The 18,075-nt window shown below is 62.4% G+C and carries 23 protein-coding genes; 12 read left to right on the plus strand and 11 right to left on the minus strand.

Going from position 1 to position 18,075, the window contains the following annotated elements:
- The first annotated feature begins 2 nt into the window (after positions 1-2).
- Entirely contained in the window at positions 3-1,262 is a 1,260-nt protein-coding gene (locus FJ977_RS15440; protein ID WP_140772671.1) for an aminomethyltransferase family protein, read from the plus strand.
- 2 nt (positions 1,263-1,264) lie between these two features.
- Positions 1,265-1,522 (plus strand): hypothetical protein, encoded by a 258-nt coding sequence (locus FJ977_RS15445; RefSeq protein ID WP_140772673.1) that lies wholly within the window; start codon positions 1,265-1,267, stop codon positions 1,520-1,522.
- Between the two features lie 120 nt (positions 1,523-1,642).
- Here the strand turns inward: FJ977_RS15445 and FJ977_RS15450 are convergent, their stop codons facing one another.
- The 4 genes from FJ977_RS15450 to FJ977_RS15465 all read right to left on the minus strand — a co-directional run bounded on the left by FJ977_RS15450 (position 1,643) and on the right by FJ977_RS15465 (position 4,720).
- Positions 1,643-2,701 carry a dipeptidase gene (locus FJ977_RS15450; RefSeq protein WP_140772675.1) on the minus strand — a complete coding sequence of 353 codons (1,059 nt, stop codon included), beginning with the start codon at positions 2,699-2,701 and terminating at the stop codon, positions 1,643-1,645.
- Positions 2,702-2,845: 144 nt separating this feature from the next.
- Positions 2,846-3,145: a GNAT family N-acetyltransferase gene (locus tag FJ977_RS15455; protein WP_140772677.1), complete on the minus strand. Its 300-nt coding sequence runs from the start codon at positions 3,143-3,145 to the stop codon at positions 2,846-2,848.
- Positions 3,146-3,147: 2 nt separating this feature from the next.
- Positions 3,148-3,783, minus strand: coding sequence for an alpha/beta hydrolase (locus FJ977_RS15460; protein ID WP_140772679.1), 636 nt, complete (start codon positions 3,781-3,783; stop codon positions 3,148-3,150).
- A 4-nt stretch (positions 3,784-3,787) separates the two neighbouring features.
- Positions 3,788-4,720 carry a VOC family protein gene (locus FJ977_RS15465; RefSeq protein ID WP_140772681.1) on the minus strand — a complete coding sequence of 311 codons (933 nt, stop codon included), beginning with the start codon at positions 4,718-4,720 and terminating at the stop codon, positions 3,788-3,790.
- Positions 4,721-4,923: 203 nt separating this feature from the next.
- Between FJ977_RS15465 and FJ977_RS15470 the strand changes: the two genes are divergently transcribed.
- Positions 4,924-6,510 (plus strand): alkaline phosphatase family protein, encoded by a 1,587-nt coding sequence (locus FJ977_RS15470; RefSeq protein WP_181179844.1) that lies wholly within the window; start codon positions 4,924-4,926, stop codon positions 6,508-6,510.
- A 78-nt stretch (positions 6,511-6,588) separates the two neighbouring features.
- On the opposite strand, the gene FJ977_RS15475 is transcribed toward FJ977_RS15470, so the two are convergent.
- Positions 6,589-7,905, minus strand: a complete 1,317-nt coding sequence (locus FJ977_RS15475) for a PRC-barrel domain-containing protein (RefSeq protein WP_140772685.1) — start codon at positions 7,903-7,905, stop codon at positions 6,589-6,591.
- A 283-nt stretch (positions 7,906-8,188) separates the two neighbouring features.
- On the opposite strand from FJ977_RS15475, the gene FJ977_RS15480 reads away from it, so the two are divergent.
- Complete coding sequence (locus tag FJ977_RS15480; RefSeq protein WP_140772687.1) at positions 8,189-9,109, plus strand: diacylglycerol kinase family protein; 921 nt, start codon at positions 8,189-8,191, stop codon at positions 9,107-9,109.
- A 92-nt stretch (positions 9,110-9,201) separates the two neighbouring features.
- Here the strand turns inward: FJ977_RS15480 and FJ977_RS35795 are convergent, their stop codons facing one another.
- A complete protein-coding gene (locus FJ977_RS35795) occupies positions 9,202-9,375 on the minus strand; it encodes a hypothetical protein (RefSeq protein WP_181179846.1) in 174 nt (57 codons plus the stop codon).
- Between the two features lie 154 nt (positions 9,376-9,529).
- Between FJ977_RS35795 and FJ977_RS15485 the strand changes: the two genes are divergently transcribed.
- Positions 9,530-11,062: an HWE histidine kinase domain-containing protein gene (locus FJ977_RS15485; RefSeq protein ID WP_140772689.1), complete on the plus strand. Its 1,533-nt coding sequence runs from the start codon at positions 9,530-9,532 to the stop codon at positions 11,060-11,062.
- A gap of 30 nt (positions 11,063-11,092) precedes the next feature.
- On the opposite strand, the gene FJ977_RS15490 is transcribed toward FJ977_RS15485, so the two are convergent.
- The 3 genes from FJ977_RS15490 to FJ977_RS15500 form a co-directional block, all read right to left on the minus strand.
- Entirely contained in the window at positions 11,093-11,551 is a 459-nt protein-coding gene (locus FJ977_RS15490) for a hypothetical protein (protein WP_140772691.1), read from the minus strand.
- 11 nt (positions 11,552-11,562) lie between these two features.
- Positions 11,563-11,889, minus strand: coding sequence for a DUF883 family protein (locus tag FJ977_RS15495; protein ID WP_140772693.1), 327 nt, complete (start codon positions 11,887-11,889; stop codon positions 11,563-11,565).
- A 252-nt stretch (positions 11,890-12,141) separates the two neighbouring features.
- Positions 12,142-12,903 (minus strand): Crp/Fnr family transcriptional regulator, encoded by a 762-nt coding sequence (locus FJ977_RS15500; protein ID WP_140772696.1) that lies wholly within the window; start codon positions 12,901-12,903, stop codon positions 12,142-12,144.
- A gap of 151 nt (positions 12,904-13,054) precedes the next feature.
- Between FJ977_RS15500 and FJ977_RS15505 the strand changes: the two genes are divergently transcribed.
- Positions 13,055-13,435 carry a response regulator gene (locus tag FJ977_RS15505; RefSeq protein ID WP_172352833.1) on the plus strand — a complete coding sequence of 127 codons (381 nt, stop codon included), beginning with the start codon at positions 13,055-13,057 and terminating at the stop codon, positions 13,433-13,435.
- Between the two features lie 42 nt (positions 13,436-13,477).
- Here the strand turns inward: FJ977_RS15505 and FJ977_RS15510 are convergent, their stop codons facing one another.
- Entirely contained in the window at positions 13,478-14,029 is a 552-nt protein-coding gene (locus FJ977_RS15510; protein WP_010911883.1) for an RNA polymerase sigma factor, read from the minus strand.
- A 3-nt stretch (positions 14,030-14,032) separates the two neighbouring features.
- Complete coding sequence (locus FJ977_RS15515; protein ID WP_056575812.1) at positions 14,033-14,236, minus strand: NepR family anti-sigma factor; 204 nt, start codon at positions 14,234-14,236, stop codon at positions 14,033-14,035.
- Positions 14,237-14,458: 222 nt separating this feature from the next.
- Between FJ977_RS15515 and FJ977_RS15520 the strand changes: the two genes are divergently transcribed.
- The 6 genes from FJ977_RS15520 to FJ977_RS15540 all read left to right on the plus strand — a co-directional run bounded on the left by FJ977_RS15520 (position 14,459) and on the right by FJ977_RS15540 (position 18,037).
- A complete protein-coding gene (locus FJ977_RS15520) occupies positions 14,459-15,253 on the plus strand; it encodes a response regulator (protein WP_064990804.1) in 795 nt (264 codons plus the stop codon).
- A 207-nt stretch (positions 15,254-15,460) separates the two neighbouring features.
- The gene (locus tag FJ977_RS15525) at positions 15,461-15,625 is read left to right on the plus strand and encodes a DUF1328 domain-containing protein (protein WP_027031438.1); all 165 of its coding nucleotides are present in this window, start codon (positions 15,461-15,463) and stop codon (positions 15,623-15,625) included.
- 188 nt (positions 15,626-15,813) lie between these two features.
- Entirely contained in the window at positions 15,814-16,848 is a 1,035-nt protein-coding gene (locus tag FJ977_RS15530; RefSeq protein ID WP_140772698.1) for a sensor histidine kinase, read from the plus strand.
- Between the two features lie 136 nt (positions 16,849-16,984).
- Positions 16,985-17,161, plus strand: coding sequence for a hypothetical protein (locus tag FJ977_RS35800; RefSeq protein WP_181179848.1), 177 nt, complete (start codon positions 16,985-16,987; stop codon positions 17,159-17,161).
- 194 nt (positions 17,162-17,355) lie between these two features.
- Positions 17,356-17,682: a hypothetical protein gene (locus FJ977_RS15535; RefSeq protein WP_140772700.1), complete on the plus strand. Its 327-nt coding sequence runs from the start codon at positions 17,356-17,358 to the stop codon at positions 17,680-17,682.
- A 109-nt stretch (positions 17,683-17,791) separates the two neighbouring features.
- On the plus strand, positions 17,792-18,037 hold the full coding sequence (locus FJ977_RS15540) for a YMGG-like glycine zipper-containing protein (protein ID WP_140772701.1): 246 nt from the start codon (positions 17,792-17,794) through the stop codon (positions 18,035-18,037).
- Positions 18,038-18,075: the final 38 nt, after the last annotated feature.

Below are 18,075 nucleotides of genomic sequence, written 5' to 3' on the forward strand. Positions count from 1 at the left end.
TCATGGCCCAGGCAACCAGGAAGAAGCCCGTTGCAAAGACCGCCAGTGCCGTCGTTTCCGCACGCATCGCCGCGCAAGGCCATTTCCGCACGCTGCGCCTCGGCACCCCGTTCCAACCGCACCTCGATACGCTGGCCAGGACTGAGGACTGGTACAACTGGGCGGGCTACCGCGCGCCGCATTCGCTGTGGGACGAGGAGCTGGAATATTTCGCCATCCGCAGCCAGGCGGCGCTGTTCGACATCTCGCCGATGACCAAATACCGGATCGAGGGGCCGGATGCCGAAGCCTTCCTCGACCGCGTGACCTTGCGCGACGTGACCAAGCTGAGACCTGGCCGTGTCCACTATACCGCCTGGTGTGACGACGAAGGTTTTGTCCTCGACGACGGCACGCTGTTTCGCCTGTCGCCGACGCGCTTTCGCCTGTGTTCGCAGGAGCGGCATCTGCCCTGGCTGCTCGACAGCGCCATTGGATTCGACGTCACCGTCGAGGAAGAAACCGAGGCCGTCGCCGGGCTCGCCCTGCAGGGGCCAACCTCCTTCGCCGTGCTGCGCGATGCCGGCTTCACCGGCGTCGAGAGACTGAAGATCTTCGACCTCGCCGAGTTCGCCCATGACGGCGGCACCGTCACCATCTCGCGCACCGGCTTCACCGGCGATCTCGGCTACGAGTTGTTTGTGACCGCCGACAAGGCGCTGAGCCTGTGGGATCGGCTGATGGCGGCGGGCGAACTGCGCGGCATCCGTGCCATCGGCTACACCGCGCTGAACCGCGCGCGGCTCGAGGCCGGGCTGATCGTTGCCAATGCCGACTTCACCACCGCCGAACATGCCATCCGCGCCGATCGCCTGCGCATGCCAGACGAGATCGGGCTCGGCTTCATGATCGATCCGGAGAAAGGCCACTTCAACGGCCGCCGTGCCATTCTCGAAGCGCGCGCCAAACGCAGGCTGCGCCATGTGCTGGTCGGGCTGGAGATCGAAGGCAACATCCCCGCCGAACACGCCATCGTCTACCACAAGAAAAGCCAGGAGGTTGGCCTGGTCAGCGCCGCCATGTGGTCGCCGATGGCCAAGCGCAACATCGCCATCGCCTCGCTGGCGCGGCCCTATGGTGATACCATGGTGGACGACCTCTGGGTCGAGATCTACGCCATGCGCGAGCTGCAATATCAGAAGCTGATGAAGCGAGCCAAGGTGGTGGCACGGCCGTTTATAAAACTCGACCGCCGCACCGCCAATCCGCCGGCGGATTTCTGACCATGGCCGACGAAGCGGACAAGCAGCAAGAAGATGGCGAAGCCGCCGAGCAGTGGGACCTGGTCAACACGCCGCTCGGCGAAAAATGGTCCGGCCGCACGCGCTACGCCGCTGCCATGTTCTTCTACAAGCGCGGCGAGATGAGCGCCGAGACACTCGAGGTCTACCGCATCTGCGCGCGGCTTGATTCTGAAGATCCGCTGCCGATCATCCGCGATCGCGGCGTCGGTAAGGATTGGCTCAAAAGGATGGGTGCTTAGGCTTTCCCATCACTCGTCATTCTGGGGCGGAGCAGGAAGCGAAGCGACGCGCGCAGACCCTAGGATGACGACTTTTGGGGCGCACCAAAGCCTCAATCTCGATCGTCCAGAATTGTCGCCTCAACCTATCGTGCGCTCAAGCATGCTCAACCAATTGCGGTAAGCGATCTTCTCGATCAGCGCCCGGCCAAAACCACGCTCGGCCAGCGCATCGATCAACTTCGGCAGGCCGGCGACGTCGCCGATGACGGCCGGGATCATGGCACCGTCGAAATCCGAGCCGAGGCCGACGCCATCCTCGCCCAGCGCCTGCAGCAGGGAATCGACATGGCGCACCATGATGTCGAGGCTGGTATCGGCATTCATGCGGCCGTCCTCGCGCAGGAATCCGGTGGCGAAGTTCAGCCCGACCATGCCGCCGGACTCGCGGATCGCGCCGAGCTGCCAGTCGGTCAGATTGCGCGAGTGGCCGCATATCGCATGCACGTTGGAATGCGTGGCGACCAGCGGCGCATCGCTGAGCCCCGCGACATCGCGAAAGCCTTTTTCGTTGAGATGCGAAAGATCGATCATGATCTTCAGCTCGTTGCAGGCCTTGACCAGCGCCTTGCCGGCATCGGTCAGGCCCGGGCCCGTGTCCGGCGAGGACGGAAAGCGGAACGGCACGCCGTGGCCAAAGGCATTTGGACGGCTCCAGACGATGCCAAGCGAACGCAGGCCGGCGGCATGCAGCACATCGAGCATGGTGAGTTCGGGATCGATCGCCTCGACGCCCTCGATGTGGAAGACTGCCGCAATCGTGCCTTGCGCCATGGCGTTGCGCACGTCGCCGGCACTGCGGCAGACGGCAAGCGCCCCGGCCCTTTCCAGCCGGAACAGGATCGAAGCCATCGCAATCGTCGAATTGAGCGCATCGGCGCGCGGCACCTCCGGCGGCAGCGGCTCGCTGTCGCTGGGTGCCAATGGCACGGCGCTTCGCCTGGCCTTCTCGACCGGGGGTGGGAAGATCGCGAACATGCCGCCGGCAAAGCCGCCGGCTTTCGCGCGCGGCAGGTCGATATGACCGCCCGATTTTCCCTCGATGAACAGCTTTTCGACGTCCGCGTTCTTGGACTGATAAAGGCGCAGCAACGTATCGTTGTGGCCGTCGAAGACGGGGACGAGGTCTGTTTCGGTCATCAGGGGATCATTCAGTTCGTTTGTCGGCACGGCGAGATATCATATCTAGGCAAGATATCCGGTCGCGGCAAATGACAAAGCCAACCGGCAGCGGGAGTTGCCCCTTTATCCCCCCGCTGCCGCCTGTCGACGAAGTGCGGCTCGCTACTGCTTCAGCACGTCGGCCCATTCCGGATGGCGGCGGAACTGGGCGTTGGCGAACGGGCAAAGCGGGATGATCTTCTTGCCCGCCGCGCGCGCATCCTCGACGGCGCGGGTGACCAGCCGAAGTCCGGCACCCTGGCCGCGAAACGCGTCCGGCACTTCCGTGTGGTCGATGATGATCTGGTGCTCGCCGATCTTGGTGAAGGTCATCTCGGCCTCGGCGCCACCGGGGCCGCGCAGGACATAGCGGCCCTTGGAGCCGCGGTCTTCCAATTCGATCTCAGGCAGTTGGTCGGGCATTTCTAAACTCCTTGAGCGACACCGGCAAATAACCGCCGCGCCGCTTCGATTTCATTTGGCCGCACTTCGTGCCCGCCTTCGTGCCACTCCACTGTGACATCGGCGCCGTCGGCACGCAAATAGGCTTCGAGCCGCGTCGTCAGGTTCGGCGGGCAGATCGGATCGCGCTTACCGGCGGTCAGCAGGATGTGTCGGCCGGCGAGGCTGCCCTCCACCTTCGGTTCGAACGGGATCAGCGGATGCATCAGCACCGTGGCGTCGAACAGTGCAGGCTCGGCGAACACCACCGAGGCCAGGATGTTGGCGCCGTTGGAATAGCCGAGGCCCAGCACCGCCGATGGCTTTGCCGCCCCGACATGGACTGCTTCGACATGCGCCTTGACGAACTCAGCCATCTTGCTCGTCCCTCGCGCCAGGTCGCCCATATCGTAGACGCCCTCACCGGTGCGGCGGAAGAAGCGCGCCGCGCCGTGTTCCGACACATCGCCGCGCGGCGAGATGATGGTGGCCTGGGGCATGAGATCGCGCCCCGGCGACAGAAGCTGGCTCTCGTCGCCGCCGGTGCCGTGGAAGACGAAAAGCATGGGGCCGCCCGGCGAACCGGGCAGCACCTTGTGGATGTAAGCGTCCTTGCTCATGGTCTCAGCCTTCCAGCTTCTGCAGATGCTGTTCGAGATAGGGCCTCAGATGCTGGTGCTGCGTCGGCAGCTTCAGCGCTTCGCCCAAATGCGCGGTGTCCTCGTCCCTGTCGAACCCCGGCTCGTTGGTGGCGACTTCGAACAGCACGCCGCCTGGCGTGCGGAAATAGATCGCCCAGAAGTAATCGCGATCGATCACCGGTGTCACCCCATAACCCGTATCCATCAACGCCTTGCGCACTTCGAGCTGCTTGGCGCGGTTCTCGACGGCGAAGGCGACATGGTGGACAGAGCCGGCGCCGAGGTCGGCGAAGGCCGCGGTCGGCAGCGATTCGATATCGACGACATCGGCGCCATTGCCGTTCTTCACGGCCAGCCGCCTGACATTGCCCGACTTCTCGATCTCCTCGTAGCCCATGAATTTCAAGAGCTCTTCGGTGGCGCCGCCATCCTTCAGCCGAAGCGCGACCGAATGGAAGCCACGGATCGCTTCGTCGGCCGGAATACCGCCCTTGACCCAGGGCGCACGGCTATCGGCCTTGGCCTCGACGAGCGCGAAACCGTCGCCGTCGGGGCCCGCAAATCTGAGCCGTTTCTCACCAAAGCTCTCCTCGCGGGAGACATCCGCCACGCCTTCGTCGGCGAAGCGCTTTTCCCAATAGGCGAGCGTGCCTTGCGGCACGGAGTAGACCGTGGTGCCGACTTCGCCGACGCCGCGGCGGCCCTTGCCGATGTTGGGAAACGGAAAATATGTCATCACCGAACCGGGCGTGCCGACCTCGTCGCCATAATAGAGGTGGTAGACATCAGGCGCGTCGAAATTGACTGTCTTCTTGACCCGGCGCAGGCCAAGCTTGTGGGTGAAGAAATCATTGTTCCGGCGCGCATCCCCAGCCATCGAGGTGACGTGATGGAGGCCCTTGATCTGGTCGAGCATTGTCTTGCTCCTTCCCTTGTGTTTGTGCGGCCCTCGCCGCTGTCCACGCCAATATGAGGACACCACCGCTTGCGGCAAAGGCGGCAAACACAGAATGGACTGTGCTGTAAAAGTGAACAATCAAAAGAGATTTGTTCACCAATTAGCTAACGAGAGCGGTCTTGCGCCATTGCCGGAAATCGTTTCCATGAGCGGCGTCGAACATGCAGCGAAAGGTATCGCGAGTGACAGGAAAAGCCAGGCGCCCCAACGTTCTCCTGATCACTTGCGACCAGTGGCGCGGCGATTGCGTGTCGGCCGCCGGCCACTCCGTTGTCAAGACGCCGAATGCCGATGCACTGGCCGGGGAAGGCGTGCTGTTCAAGCGGCACTATGCCGGCGCGGCGCCCTGTTCACCGGCCCGTGCCTGCCTCTACACCGGCCTCTACCAGATGAACAACCGGGTCTGCCGCAACGGCTCGCCACTTGACGCCCGCCACGGCAACATCGCTCTGCACGCGCGCGGCCTCGGCTACGATCCGACCCTGTTCGGTTACACCGACGTGTCGCTCGATCCGCGCCTCATGAGTTCAGGCGATCCGAGGCTGAAAAGCTATGAAGGCGTACTGCCTGGATTCACGGTGCGCCAACTGCTGCCCGAGCACCAGAAGCAATGGTTGTCCTGGCTGAAGCTGCGCGGCATCGATGCTAGCGCCGGATCTCCCGACATCCATCGTCCCGTAGACGAGGAAGGCGACGCCGACGCGGTGACTGAGGCACCGCCAATCTATTCGAAAGACCATACGCCGACGGCTTTCCTTGCCGGCGAGTTCATCCGCTGGCTCGGCGAGCAGGAGCAGGCCACGCCCTGGTTCGCGCATCTCTCCTTCATCAGTCCGCATCCACCCTTCATCGTCCCGGAGCCCTACAACACGCTATATGATCCGGCCGATGGCCCGGCGTTCCACCGGGCGGAGAGTTGGCGGGCTGAAGCTCAGAGCCATCCCTATCTCGCCTATGATCTTAGCCGCCAGAAACGCGCTAAGTTCCGTCCCGGCGCGACAGGCAGGGTGCACGACTGGAGCGAGGATGACTTCCGCCGCATCCGGGCGATTTACTACGGCATGATTTCGGAGGTCGACGCACAGCTTGGCCGCATCTGGCAGGCAGTCAAGGTTTCAGGCGCCTGGGACGACACCATCATCATTCTCACCTCGGACCACGCCGAAATGATGGGCGATCATTTCATGCTGGGCAAGGGCGGCTATTTCGACGGCAGCTACCACATTCCGCTGATCATTCGCGATCCGCGACATCGCAAGGCTGCCGGCACCAGCATCGATCGCTTCACCGAAGCGGTGGACATCTTGCCCACGCTTGTGGACCTGCTTGGCGAGCCGCCCAAACCGCATCTCGACGGATGTTCGCTGAAACCATTCCTGAGCGGCGGAACCCCGGCTAGCTGGCGCGATGCCGCGCACTGGGAATTCGACTTCCGCTCGATCGCGGGCGGCGAGGCCGAAGCGCATTTCGGCATTGACTCTCGCCAGTGCAACCTGGCGGTCATCCGGACCAAGAAGTTCAAATACGTGCATTTTGGCGGCGGCTTGCCGCCGTTGCTTTTCAACATCGAGGCGGACCCGGGCGAACTGACCAACCTCGCCAACAGCCCCGCACATCTGTCCACCCGTCTGGAATTCGCCGAGCGGCTTCTCGCCTGGCGGGCCGAACATCTCGACCAGTCACTGGCGCTGGCGGAATTGACGGAAAATGGCGTGGTTGGCCATGTCAGTAAGGCAATAGGGGAATAAGGCAGTAAGGCAGTATGTTTGGATATACCAGCACCGACGCCGCACCCTACTGCCCTACTGCCCTACTGCCCTACTGCCCTACCTCACAATCATCCGCTGCTGGTCGCGCTTCTCGGTATAGCTGCCCTTGTCATAGGCGGTTTGCGCCTGCAGCTGTTCCTTGGTGAAGGTCGTGTAGAGATACTTCTTGCCGTCCTTATCGGTCATGAATTTGAGATTATCCAGGCCAACCGCGACCTCCTTCCCGCCGATGCCCAGGAAGCCGCCGACGTCGACGATCACGGCATCGGTTTTGTTGTCGGGCGTCAGCACGACATCGCCGATCTCGCCGACCTTGGCATCATTGGCGCCGTAGACCGTGGTGCCCTTGAGGTCGTCGGCCTTGATCTCACCAACCGGCATCGCGGTCAGCGTGGACTTGTCGATGGCAGCCGTCTGCGTCTGGTCGGGAGCCGTCGCGGCCGGAGCCTCGGCTGTCTTGTCCGCCGGAGCGGCGGCGGGAGCCGTGGTCGTGGCCGGTGCTGTCGCCGCGGGCTCGTTGGAAGCCGTCGTTGCCGGCACCGGATCATAGGCCTTCCGGTTGAAATCCGGCTGCGCCTGCAACTCTTCCTTTGTCGTCTGCGCCACCAGCCAGCGGTCGCCGTTTTTCTCGGCCCACTGTGCCTTGCCGAAATCATAGGTGACATTCTTGGCGCCTAGGCCAAGAAACCCACCCACCCCGATAACCAGGGATTCGGCCTTGCCCTCCTTGGACAGCACGATGTCGTTGACACTGCCGATATTCTGCGCGTCGTCACCGGTGCCGTTGTAGACGGTCTCACCAATGATATTGGTGGCAAGGTTGCCGTCGGCGCGCTTCACCGGCTCAGCCGGGGTGGCATTCATGTCGACAGGTTTCTGCGCGGTATCCGTTGTCGCGGGAGCCGTGGGAGCTGTCGCATCCGTCGAAGCGGCTGGCGCCGGCGCGGGCCCATAGGGCTTGCTGTCGAACTCCGGATGCGCCGTCAGTTCTTCCTTGGTTGTCTGGGCAACCAGCCAGCGGTCGCCATTCTTCTCGGCCCACTGCAGTTTGTCGTAGTCGAAGGCGACATTTTTCGCGCCTACGCCCAGAAAGCCGCCGACGCCGATGACGACGGATTTCGCCATGCCATCCTTGTCGAAGACGACATCGCTGACCTTGCCGATGTTCTCGGCGTCGTCGCCCGTGCCGTTATAGACGGATTCGCCGATGATGTTGGTGACGATGCTGCCTTCCGCGCGCGGTACCGGAGCGGCTGCGGCCGGCTCCTGAACGGCGGCGGCGTCCGCCGGAGCCGGGGTGGTCGCGCTCTGTGCGAAGGCGCCGGTCGCGATCAGCGTTGCGAGTGCGGTCGTGGCAAAAAGGGTGCGGATCATGATAGTCTCTCCTCGTGCATGATTTCGTGCACGCCGCGCCCGACTGAACCGTCGCTGGGAAGATCGGGCGTGGCATCTCTACGGGTTCACAACGTCGTGACCATGCTGTTGTTCCGACAAAATTGGCCTGGATCCGGCGGCGAAAAAACACGGAGCGGTTGCACGGCGGCTTGAGACCATGCGCTGAATTGCATCGTTCGAATGGAACCTTTCCCATACCGTCACGTTTCAGCCTGCGGCTGGGCTCGCCCCGGCACATTTTGGCTGACAGACGGAGCGGGGCATGAAATTTGCGGCGGTGCTGAACCGGGACGGCGGCACCTTGCGCACCACCGACCTCGCCGCCCTTTCCGACAGGATGCGCCAGACGCTGGAGACGGCAGGCCATTCTCTCAGCATCGATGTCGTTGCCGGCAAGGACGTTGTGGAAACCCTCGACAGCGCTGCCTCGCGCCGCACCGTCGATGTCGTGCTCGCCGGTGGCGGTGACGGAACCATTTCAGCCGCGGCCGCCAGGCTGATGGGCAAGAAGAAGGCGATTGCCATATTGCCGGCCGGCACCATGAACCTGTTCGCACGCGGTCTCGGCATTCCGCAGTCGCTTGACGCCGCGCTGGAATCCTTCGCCGACGGCGAGATCATCGCGGTCGACATGGCCACGGCCAATGGCCAACCCTTCGTCCATCAGTTCTCGATCGGCATGCATGCCAAGATGGTGCAACTGCGCCAAGGCATGGAATTTGGGTCGCGCCTGGGCAAGATCGGAGCTTCGGCCAAGGCGGCGTGGGCGACGATCAAGAACCCGCCTGGGATGAACGTGACGCTCGGCATCGGGGACGCAGAGATGACGGCGCGCATAACAGGCATCGGCGTCACCAACAATCTGTTCGGCGAGGGCCACCTTCCCTATGCGGACAACCCTTCGGGCGGCGTGCTGGGCATCTACGTCACGGTGGCGCAGCAGCGTGCCGAACTGGTGAAGTTCCTCTTCAACGTGGCGCGCGGCAAATGGCGCGACAATGAACATGTCGAAATCCATCAGTCCGACCGCACTGTCCTGAAAATCCATTCCGGCAGCAGGAAGTTCCGCGCCGTCATGGATGGTGAACTGGTCCGGCTTGATCGTGAAACCACCATCGAGATCAAGCCTCGTGCGTTGAACGTCCTGGTGCCCGCCAGCATCGCCGAGGCAAAGGCCGCCTGATGCGATCCCCAACCATGACGGCCGAAAATCCGGAGCATTGTCTTGACGCCATCCCGGACGGAAAGCCGCTTCACGCTTTTCCCGCAATTGCCCTAGCCGCTCGGCGCGCTTCCCTGCTGCGTCGCCGGTGTCTTGGCCACCTCACCATAGATTTCGGCGATGCCCCAGGCAGCGATGGCCAGCAGCAGCGCGGCGATCAGGATGCGCAGGCCGTGCCAGCCCCATCGGCCCTGTCGCGCCTTGTCTTCGGGAATGATCTTGGTCATGGCCGATCCTTGTTTCGTTCTGCGCCTGTTGGCGCACTCGGCAAAACACGGTCGGGTAACGGTTCCCTGCTAGGATGGTTCCGGGAAAGCGAGCCCGTAGCGGGCCGGTGGTTTGGCAAGACGGCGAAGACCGGCATGGGCATTGGGGATTGGGGTGAATAGCAAGGCGGAAATAGGGACGAGCCTGCCGGCCGAGGTCGCGCGCTCGATAGAGGACCAAGACCGGCTGGCCGTGCTGCACGGGCTGGAGATGCTGGATACGGCGCCTGACCCGGATTTCGACCGCATCACCGGCCTTGCCGCATCCGTGATGCAGGTGCCGGTCGCCCTGGTGACGCTCGTCGATGTCGAGCGGCAATGGTTCAAGTCCTGCTTTGGGCTCGACGAGACCGAAACCTCGACCGACATCTCCTTCTGTGCCCACGCCATCGCAGCCGGCGACGATCCCATGGTGGTGACCGACGCGACGACAGACCCTCGCTTCAAGGCCAATCCGCTGGTCACCGGCAAGCACCATGTGCGTTTCTACGCTGGCGCGCCGATGCTCGTGGCAGGCGCCAGGATCGGCACGCTGTGCGTGCTCGACCGCAAGCCACATGCCTTTCCGTCACAGGCCAAGCTCGACCAGCTGAAGACGCTGGCAGGACTCGCCGCCAGCCTGTTCGCCTTGAAGGACGCGACCCGCAGCGGTGCCATCGCCGAGGCAGCACTTGCGCGCGAGGAGAAGCGGCGTGCCATCGCGCTCGAAGCGGCATCGCTGGCCAGCTGGGCATGGGATGTCCGCACGGACATCATCGAGTGCGATGTGCGATTGTCGGAATTGTTCAACCTGCCACGTTCGACCCGGCTGCGGGCACGCGACATCCTGACCGCCATCGATCCGCGCGACGTCTATCAGACCGAAACCCGCTTTCGCGACGCCTTGACCGGCAGCGACGACTATTTCGGCGAATACCGGGTGAAGGACTTTCATCCGCCGCGCTGGGTGGCCACGCGCGGCAGCGTCATCGAGCGCGACGGCGACGGCAAGCCGACGCTGATCTTCGGCGTCAACTACGACATTTCCGAACGCAAGCTCGGCGAAGAGCGGCAGCGGCTCCTGCTGCGCGAACTCAACCATCGCGTCAAGAACACGCTGGCGACCGTCCAGGCGCTGGCGACGCAGACCGTGCGTCATGCCCGCCAGCCGAGCGAATTCCTCGACGCCTTCGGCGCCCGGCTTCAGGCATTGGGCATCGCCCACAATCTCTTGTCCGACCGCGAGTGGCGCGGCATCGGCATCCGCGAACTCGTCCAGATCGAGATCAGGCCCTTTGACACCGACGACCAGCCGCGTATCGCCATCTCCGGCGCCGACCTTTTGCTGTCGCCCGACCAGGCCGTCGGCCTCGGGCTCATCCTGCACGAACTGGCCAGCAATGCGCTGCAATATGGATCGCTGTCGGTTGCATCGGGCAAGGTTGACCTCGGCTGGAAGACACAAGGCAGGAAGGGCGACCGGCGCCTGGTGCTGACCTGGCGCGAAAGCGGCGGCCCTGAAGTCGCCCCGCCGCAGCGCCACGGCTTCGGCTCGATTCTCATCCGCCGCAGCCTGGCCAAGGTCATTTCAAGCGAAGTCACCCATGAATTCCGGCCCGAAGGCGTCTTCGCCGAAATATCGATGCCGCTGGAAGATCTGTCCAAGTGACGGATCCTATCGAGGATCAGAGCGGCGGCGTCATGTCTCGTGCCCGCCATCCGGATCGTTGGGCTTCGTATTCTCGCGGTATATGGCATAGGCGGCGAGCGCCACGGCCGGGCCCAGAATCACGCCGAGGCCGCCCTTTCCCTTGAGCAAGGCCGGCAGCACGGCAAGTGCGGCCGTGATGCCGATCGCCTTCATGTCGGCGTTGCGCCGCCGCGCCTCGCGGCGGGCGCGGGCGCCGGACATCAAGCGATGGACGAGAAGAACGAGGCCGGCGATCACCAGGAAGCCGACACCGAAGCCAAGCGCCGCCGCGAACGATCCATAGCGGGCCGCGGCCCAGATATAGGCTGCCCCGACCAGAAAGCCGAGACCGCACAAAGCCGCCAGCGCGGCAAGCGCATAGATGATGGCCGCCGTACGCGCGCGGCGTATGGCGGCCATGGTTTCACCCGAGGCGAAACCCGAAAGCAGGGATGCCAGCAGTCCCATCTGGAGCGGATCTAGCGACGCGCGAGCAGCGCGAAGAGGAAGCCGACGCCCGCGGCGATCGCCAGCGACGTCACCGGCTTTTCGCGCACGCTCGCCACCATCTGTGCCTCGATATCCCTGGCATTGCCGCGCAGGCTGTCAAAGGCCGCTTCCCCTTGGGCACGCAACTGCTCGACACCCTCGGCCGCCGCGCGGCGCGCCGTGCCGTAGCCATGTTCGCCGGTCTTGGCCAACTGCTTGGTGAGCTTGTCGATATCGGCCTTCAACTGCTTGATGTCGGCTTCGAGGTCCGAATTCGTCCGCGCTTCGTTGGCGGTCTTTCCTGCGGCGGTTGCCATTGCTTAACTCCTTGTGATTGCTCGATTTCAAACGCGCCTTGCGTCTCAAGGTTCCGGTATCGGGATAAACTAGAGCAACTCCAGGAAAAGTGTGAAGCGGTTTCCCCGGGAAAAGTGCGTAGCACTTTCCCTGGGGAGTTGCGTCAAAAACAAAGAGATAGAGCAATTCGCTGTGTCCGTGAAACAGTAGCTGCTCTAGCCAAAACGCGCGCGGACGCACCAATCACCAGACCATGGCTAGAGGGCGTGTCGTCAGATCAGTGGGCGACGGCCCTCGCCCAACCCTTCCCAACCGGCGAGCTGCTTGAGCCCTTCAGTGTCGACCACCTCGCAGCCACCGTCCCGCCAAAGGATCAGCTTGCGGTCCATCAGTTTGCGGATCGTCTTGTTGGTGTGAACCAGCGACAGGCCGAGCGTATCGGCGATGTGCTGCTGCGTGATCGGAATCTGGATGGATTGCTTGCCGTTCAGCCCGACGACCTTGGCGCGGCTGGCTATGAAGGCAATCAGATAAGCGGCGCGCTCGATCGCGCTGCGGCGGCCGACGCTGAGCAGGTTCTCGTCCAGCATGCGTTCTTCGCGCGACGCGATCCAGGTGATGTCGTAGCCGAGACCCGGATGGTTGCGGTAGAGTTCGTGCAGATTGTCGCGTTCAAAAACGCAAAGCAGCATCGGCGACAAGGCCTCGACGGAATGCTGCATCTCCCCCATGACGCTGCCTTGCAGGCCGATGAGATCGCCGGGCATGAGATAGTTGAGAATTTGTCGTCGGCCGTCCGGCAACAGTTTGTAGCGGAACGCCCAGCCGGACAGTACAGTGTAGAGATGGGCGCTATGGCTCCCCTCCACGAGCACCGTGGCGCCCTTGTCGACCGCGAGTTCCCCCTTCTTGAACTTGCTGATGAAGGCCAGTTCCTGATTTTCGAACTCGCGGAAAACCGGCAATGGCCGTAAAGGACATTTCTCGCAAGGATATTGCCGGCTCGATGAAGCACGCCCGTTCTGCCCTGGCATTTCGACCCCTCTTCGAAAGCCTGCCGGTCAGCAGGCACCCTTAAACGTTTTGCCGGGATCGGAGTTCCAGGTTGAGGGCATGTCTTTTTTAAATGACAACACACCCAATTGCGATCATGACTCCCGGCGTTTCAAGGAGCCTTCACCTGTGATGCCCACATTGCTTGACGGATTGCGGATTCTTGTCCTGGAGGACGAATTCCTCATCGCCATGGATGTCGAGCAGCTTTGCCGCGACCACGGTGCGCGGGAAGTGGTGATAGCCCGAGACCTGGCCGAGGTCGACGGCGGAAAGGTCGCGATGCAGTTTGACGCGGCCATTGTCGATCTGATGCTGGGCGGCACATCGACGCTCGAATTCGCCGCCGGCTTGCGGGAAACAGGCGTCCCTTTCGTGTTTGCCTCCGGCTATTCGGATGCGGACGAGATCAAGGCGTCCTTTCCGGGGGTGAGGCTGGTCACCAAACCCTATTCAGGCGAGGATCTCGTCGAAGCGGTGGCTCGGGCCTACGGACGCGGCTCCGCGGGGTAAGATCGATACAGCTGCGTCCGAATTCGCTCTCTGAACCTTACGTCAATGCGCCGCGGTCCCCGTGACCTGAGCCGAGATCGCATCGGGACCATATTCGTCCTCGCCGGAAATCTTCAGGATTTCCTGCAGGCGCGTGCGGGCCCTGCTGACGCGGCTCTTGATCGTTCCGACCGCGCAACCGCAGATTTCGGCGGCCTCCTCGTAGGAGAAGCCCGATGCGCCGATGAGAATGATGGCCTCGCGCTGGTCTTCCGGCAATTGCTCGAGAGCACCACGAAAATCCTTGAGGTCGAGTTGGCCGTGCTGGGCGGGATGCACCGCGAGCCTCGCTGTCATGATGCCGTCGCTGTCCTGAACCTCGCGGCCGCGTTTGCGCATCTGCGAATAGAATTCATTGCGCAGGATCGTGAAAAGCCATGCCTTGAGATTGGTGCCGGGCTGGAAGCTCTCATGCTTGTCCCAGGCCTTGACCAGCGTTTCCTGGACGAGGTCGTCGGCCTTGTCGGCATTCTGCGTCAGCGACACGGCAAAGGCCCGCAAGCTCGGGATTGCCCCAAGCAGATCGGTCTTGAAGCCTTGGGAGACCGCTGCCATGCCTCAGTCCTTCTTCTGTGCGGGTTCGGTCTGTTCCAGCTGGCTGAGCAACTGGGCAAAGCGATCCGGCACATCGTCGGAGACCAGCTCGTCGTAATATTGTTTGAGTTTGCGTCCGATCTCAGAGTTCGGCCCCAGAGGGTCACCGACACCGTTCCGGCGCCTACCCTCGGCGCCAGCCAGAATATCTTTCGTCATGTCCTTCATTTCGCCCTTATATTCCCAGCGCTAGGCCGCTCATACTCAACTCAATACAAGGCAAGCGGCACCCTCGTCTGGTTGCCCATCCCGACACCAAACGCCGTTCCCGCCTTTTCGTTCCATATCGGCCGGAACTTTTTCGGAAAACCCGCGTTGTATTAGCGGGGCTTGCAATCAGCTTGACCTGCAATCCAGGCAATCACGTCATTCTGAGGGAGACGTTTTACCATGAGTTTATCCGCCACCATCGCACCGCATCTGCCATTCCTGCGCCGCTTCTCGCGCGCTGTCTCGGGATCGCAAGAGAGCGGCGACGCGCTGGTCGCTGCGATGCTTGAAGCCATCATCGCCGACGTCGACATCTTCCCTGAGGCATCGAGCGATCGCATCGCTCTGTACAAGGTTTTCGCCAAGCTGTTCACCTCCGTCGCCATCCGCGTACCGCAGGAACAGGCGCAATCGGCGTGGGAGCAGCGCGCCGCCGCCAATCTCAATGCGATCGCGCCGCTGCCCCGCCAGGCTTTCCTGCTGGTTGCGGTCGAAGGCTTCAGCGAGGACGAGGCGGCCGAGATTCTCGACGTCGGCGACCAGCAATTCTCCGAACTGCTTGCCCAGGCAAGCAATGAAATTTCCCGCCAGGTGGCGACCGACGTGCTCATCATCGAGGACGAACCGCTGATTGCCATGGACATAGAGGAGATGGTCGAGAGCCTCGGTCATCGTGTGGTTGGAACGGCGCGCACGCATGCCGAAGCAGTGACGATGTTCGGCAAGACACGGCCGAAGATGGTGCTGGCCGACATCCAGCTCGCCGACGGCAGTTCGGGCATCGAGGCGGTCAACGAGATCCTGTCGTCAACCTCGGTGCCGGTCATCTTCATCACCGCCTTCCCCGAGCGGCTCTTGACCGGCGAGCGCCCCGAACCGGCCTTCCTGGTGACCAAGCCGTTCAATCCCGACATGGTCAAGGCGCTGATCAGCCAGGCGCTGTTCTTTGACCGCCAGGCAAAGGCCGCCGCATAGGTTCGCTGTTTCCGGCACGAACATCAAAAAATCAAAGGCCGTTCGACGCGATGCGTCGGGCGGCCTTTTGGCAGCCGAGACCGTCATTCCTGAATTTCGCTGTCGGTTCCGCCTCTAACGGTTTGCAAGCATCGTCTTTTTCGGCAAATGGTGGAACAAACCGCATCCACCCACGTTTTCCCTGCACCATTCGGAAGGAGATGAACCATGCTTTACTGGGCGCTCGTATTTCTCGTCGTGGCAATCATTGCCGGCGCGCTTGGTTTCGGCGGCATCGCCGGCACGTCCGCCGGTATAGCGCAGATTTTGTTCTTCATCTTTCTCGCCTTCCTGGTCATTTCGCTCCTGGCCGGCCTGTTCAAACGGGCCTGAGGGCGAACACTTCGAGCGAACACTGGAAGCCGCACCCCTCAAACGGTTTCCAGCCACCGCCGGGCGGTATCCCTTCAAGGGACACCGTCCGGCGGACCGCTTTAGAGGGGCAGGTTCTCGGGACATTTCATTTTGGAACCCATTCTACAGTGAGCCGTTCAGCCTGAGTTGGGTGGACAGATAGACCGATGCGCTCCAGGACTGCAGATAAAACGGAAGGCGCACGGAGCGATGAAGTCATCGCCTTGCATCCGGCTGAAAGTGGCATGCAGCTTGGCCGAGCCCTTCTCCACGCACTGCACAATGCAGGCATTTCCGTCCTCTATCAGGATCGCGACATGAAGACCGTGTGGGCGCGCAACATGCGCGCGCCCTGGGCCTCGGACGATTCCGACGGCAACGGCATCCTGCCGGTGGCGCAGGCCGACCGGATCAGCGCCGCCAAGCGCGATGTGGTTGCGACCGGCAATCCGGAGCGCCTTGAAATCAGTGTTCCGGTCGAGAATGGCGTCCGCTGGTTTCAGATTTGGGTCGATGCCGATCGGAGCGACGCCGGTGACGTGCAAGGTGTCGTCACCACCATGGTCGAGACGACCGAGCAGAAGCGGCGCGAACAGACACTGACAACGCTGCTGCGCGAGGTCAGCCACCGCTCGAAGAATCTCTTGGCGATCATCCAGAGCATCGCGAGCCAGACCGGCCGCTATTCAGATGGCATCGGCGACTTCCTGACGCGCTTTCGCGGCCGGCTGCAGTCACTGGCCTCCTCCCAGGATCTGGTTACGTCCTCGAACTGGCGCGGTGCGGCGCTTCATGAACTGGTGACGAGCCAGGTTGGCCGCTATGGGACGAACACACCGCACAGCCTTCGCTTCCGGGGCGCCAATCCCTACCTCAATCCCAACGCCGCGCTTCATATCGGCCTGGCGATGCATGAGCTCGCCGTCAATTCGGTCAGCTACGGCGCCCTGTCCCGGCCGGATGGGTTCGTCGAAGTAACCGCCGATCTCAACACCGCCGCGACCGGTGAGGTTACACTCTCGCTGACATGGGCCGAAGCCGTCGGAGCCAATGGCGGTCGGAGGACGGAGAAGCGCTTCGGCAGCGTCGCGCTGGAGCGGGTGGTGCCGACATCCCTGGGCGGAACCGCGACCCTCGACATCGTGGATGGCCGCCTCGAATACCGCCTCGTCGTCCCACACAGCAATTTCGAGGCCCAGTGAGCGGCTTGCGGCAGCAACGATTTTAACCAACCGTTCACCATAAAAGCGGATGGTTTTTTACCCAGACACCGCCGGAACCTGTCCAGCCTTTGGACATTGTTGGCAGCAGGACTTCAGACGGTAGAGGAGGAATGTCTTGACGGTTGCCGACATCAACAGATTGGAACAGGCCGCCCGTATTTCGATGGGCGAATTTCTGGATGCCGAAGCCGCCGCGGAAACACTCCCTCATGTACGTCACGGCTTGATGAAAGGGATCGGCCTGACGCTGGCCGCTATAATACTCCTGGCCGCTCTGTTCCAGTTGACCTGACCGAAGTCCTGCTCGCCCTCCCCTGCGCTCTCGGCTGGACGTCACTACCTTGCCCCGGTCCCAGGCTTGCTGGTGGCAGCCTCTGGTCGTGCGGAAACCCAGTTCCTCGCACCGTCATTATTTGCGCGTCCTCGTGACCTGACAGGAACTTTTTGACGATGTGCGCCGTTGTTGTGGCGAGAGGACATCTCGTCATGGAACACATAGCCGCGTTGTTGCTGGTCATCGGCTGTTCGAACTCGATGGCCGATTGCCGCGAATTGCAGGTGCCCGTCAGTGTTTTCGCGACCGCCGATGAATGCACCGCTGAACGGCCATTCGCGATGGGTGACGTGCAAGGGCAGGCGCAGCATGTCGTCGCCAAATGCCTAGCGGTCGATCCCGCGCTTGAGGATGACTACGATCAAATAGTCTGGAATGTGCGCCCCGATGGCAGCCTCAATGCATCATTGGCGATTTCCAATGTGGTGATGGCATCGGCGGCGGCGCGCCCAGAAAAAGACTATCTTAGCCAACAATAAATTCGAGCAGCAAAGGCCGTCATTTCGTGCTAAATGGCTGCTGGACCCAACTAAGCTAAATGGCTGCTGGAGCCAACCAAAGTGTGGACACAAAGTGAGGAGTGACTCAATGCGGAAGATGATTATTGCGGTGGTTGCGGTTGCCGCTCTCAGCGGCTGCACCTCGACCGAGAAGGACGTGGCTGGCGGCACCTTGATTGGTGCTGGCATTGGCGGCCTGGTCGGCGGCGGCAAGGGTGCGCTGATCGGTGCGGCTGTCGGTGCCGGATCGGGCTTGCTGGTTCGCAACCTGCGCAACGGCTATTGCCAGTATCGCGACCGTCACGGCCGGATTTACACGGCCCGCTGCAACTAATTCGGCGATAGTCGAAAACTTCGATCCGGAGGCCGGCC

Source organism: Mesorhizobium sp. B2-1-3A (genome assembly GCF_006442655.1).
Classification (GTDB): domain Bacteria; phylum Pseudomonadota; class Alphaproteobacteria; order Rhizobiales; family Rhizobiaceae; genus Mesorhizobium.

Bases quoted from the DNA above. Each gene is read 5' to 3' on its own strand.
- FJ977_RS15440 (WP_140772671.1), top strand. From the start codon at position 3: ATGGCCCAGGCAACCAGGAAGAAGCCCGTTGCAAAGACCGCCAGTGCC.
- FJ977_RS15445 (WP_140772673.1), top strand. From the start codon at position 1,265: ATGGCCGACGAAGCGGACAAGCAGCAAGAAGATGGCGAAGCCGCCGAG.
- FJ977_RS15450 (WP_140772675.1), bottom strand. From the start codon at position 2,701: ATGACCGAAACAGACCTCGTCCCCGTCTTCGACGGCCACAACGATACG.
- FJ977_RS15455 (WP_140772677.1), bottom strand. From the start codon at position 3,145: ATGCCCGACCAACTGCCTGAGATCGAATTGGAAGACCGCGGCTCCAAG.
- FJ977_RS15460 (WP_140772679.1), bottom strand. From the start codon at position 3,783: ATGAGCAAGGACGCTTACATCCACAAGGTGCTGCCCGGTTCGCCGGGC.
- FJ977_RS15465 (WP_140772681.1), bottom strand. From the start codon at position 4,720: ATGCTCGACCAGATCAAGGGCCTCCATCACGTCACCTCGATGGCTGGG.
- FJ977_RS15470 (WP_181179844.1), top strand. From the start codon at position 4,924: ATGCAGCGAAAGGTATCGCGAGTGACAGGAAAAGCCAGGCGCCCCAAC.
- FJ977_RS15475 (WP_140772685.1), bottom strand. From the start codon at position 7,905: ATGATCCGCACCCTTTTTGCCACGACCGCACTCGCAACGCTGATCGCG.
- FJ977_RS15480 (WP_140772687.1), top strand. From the start codon at position 8,189: ATGAAATTTGCGGCGGTGCTGAACCGGGACGGCGGCACCTTGCGCACC.
- FJ977_RS35795 (WP_181179846.1), bottom strand. From the start codon at position 9,375: ATGACCAAGATCATTCCCGAAGACAAGGCGCGACAGGGCCGATGGGGC.
- FJ977_RS15490 (WP_140772691.1), bottom strand. From the start codon at position 11,551: ATGGGACTGCTGGCATCCCTGCTTTCGGGTTTCGCCTCGGGTGAAACC.
- FJ977_RS15495 (WP_140772693.1), bottom strand. From the start codon at position 11,889: ATGGCAACCGCCGCAGGAAAGACCGCCAACGAAGCGCGGACGAATTCG.
- FJ977_RS15500 (WP_140772696.1), bottom strand. From the start codon at position 12,903: ATGCCAGGGCAGAACGGGCGTGCTTCATCGAGCCGGCAATATCCTTGC.
- FJ977_RS15505 (WP_172352833.1), top strand. From the start codon at position 13,055: ATGCCCACATTGCTTGACGGATTGCGGATTCTTGTCCTGGAGGACGAA.
- FJ977_RS15510 (WP_010911883.1), bottom strand. From the start codon at position 14,029: ATGGCAGCGGTCTCCCAAGGCTTCAAGACCGATCTGCTTGGGGCAATC.
- FJ977_RS15515 (WP_056575812.1), bottom strand. From the start codon at position 14,236: ATGAAGGACATGACGAAAGATATTCTGGCTGGCGCCGAGGGTAGGCGC.
- FJ977_RS15520 (WP_064990804.1), top strand. From the start codon at position 14,459: ATGAGTTTATCCGCCACCATCGCACCGCATCTGCCATTCCTGCGCCGC.
- FJ977_RS15525 (WP_027031438.1), top strand. From the start codon at position 15,461: ATGCTTTACTGGGCGCTCGTATTTCTCGTCGTGGCAATCATTGCCGGC.
- FJ977_RS15530 (WP_140772698.1), top strand. From the start codon at position 15,814: ATGCGCTCCAGGACTGCAGATAAAACGGAAGGCGCACGGAGCGATGAA.
- FJ977_RS15535 (WP_140772700.1), top strand. From the start codon at position 17,356: ATGGAACACATAGCCGCGTTGTTGCTGGTCATCGGCTGTTCGAACTCG.
- FJ977_RS15540 (WP_140772701.1), top strand. From the start codon at position 17,792: ATGCGGAAGATGATTATTGCGGTGGTTGCGGTTGCCGCTCTCAGCGGC.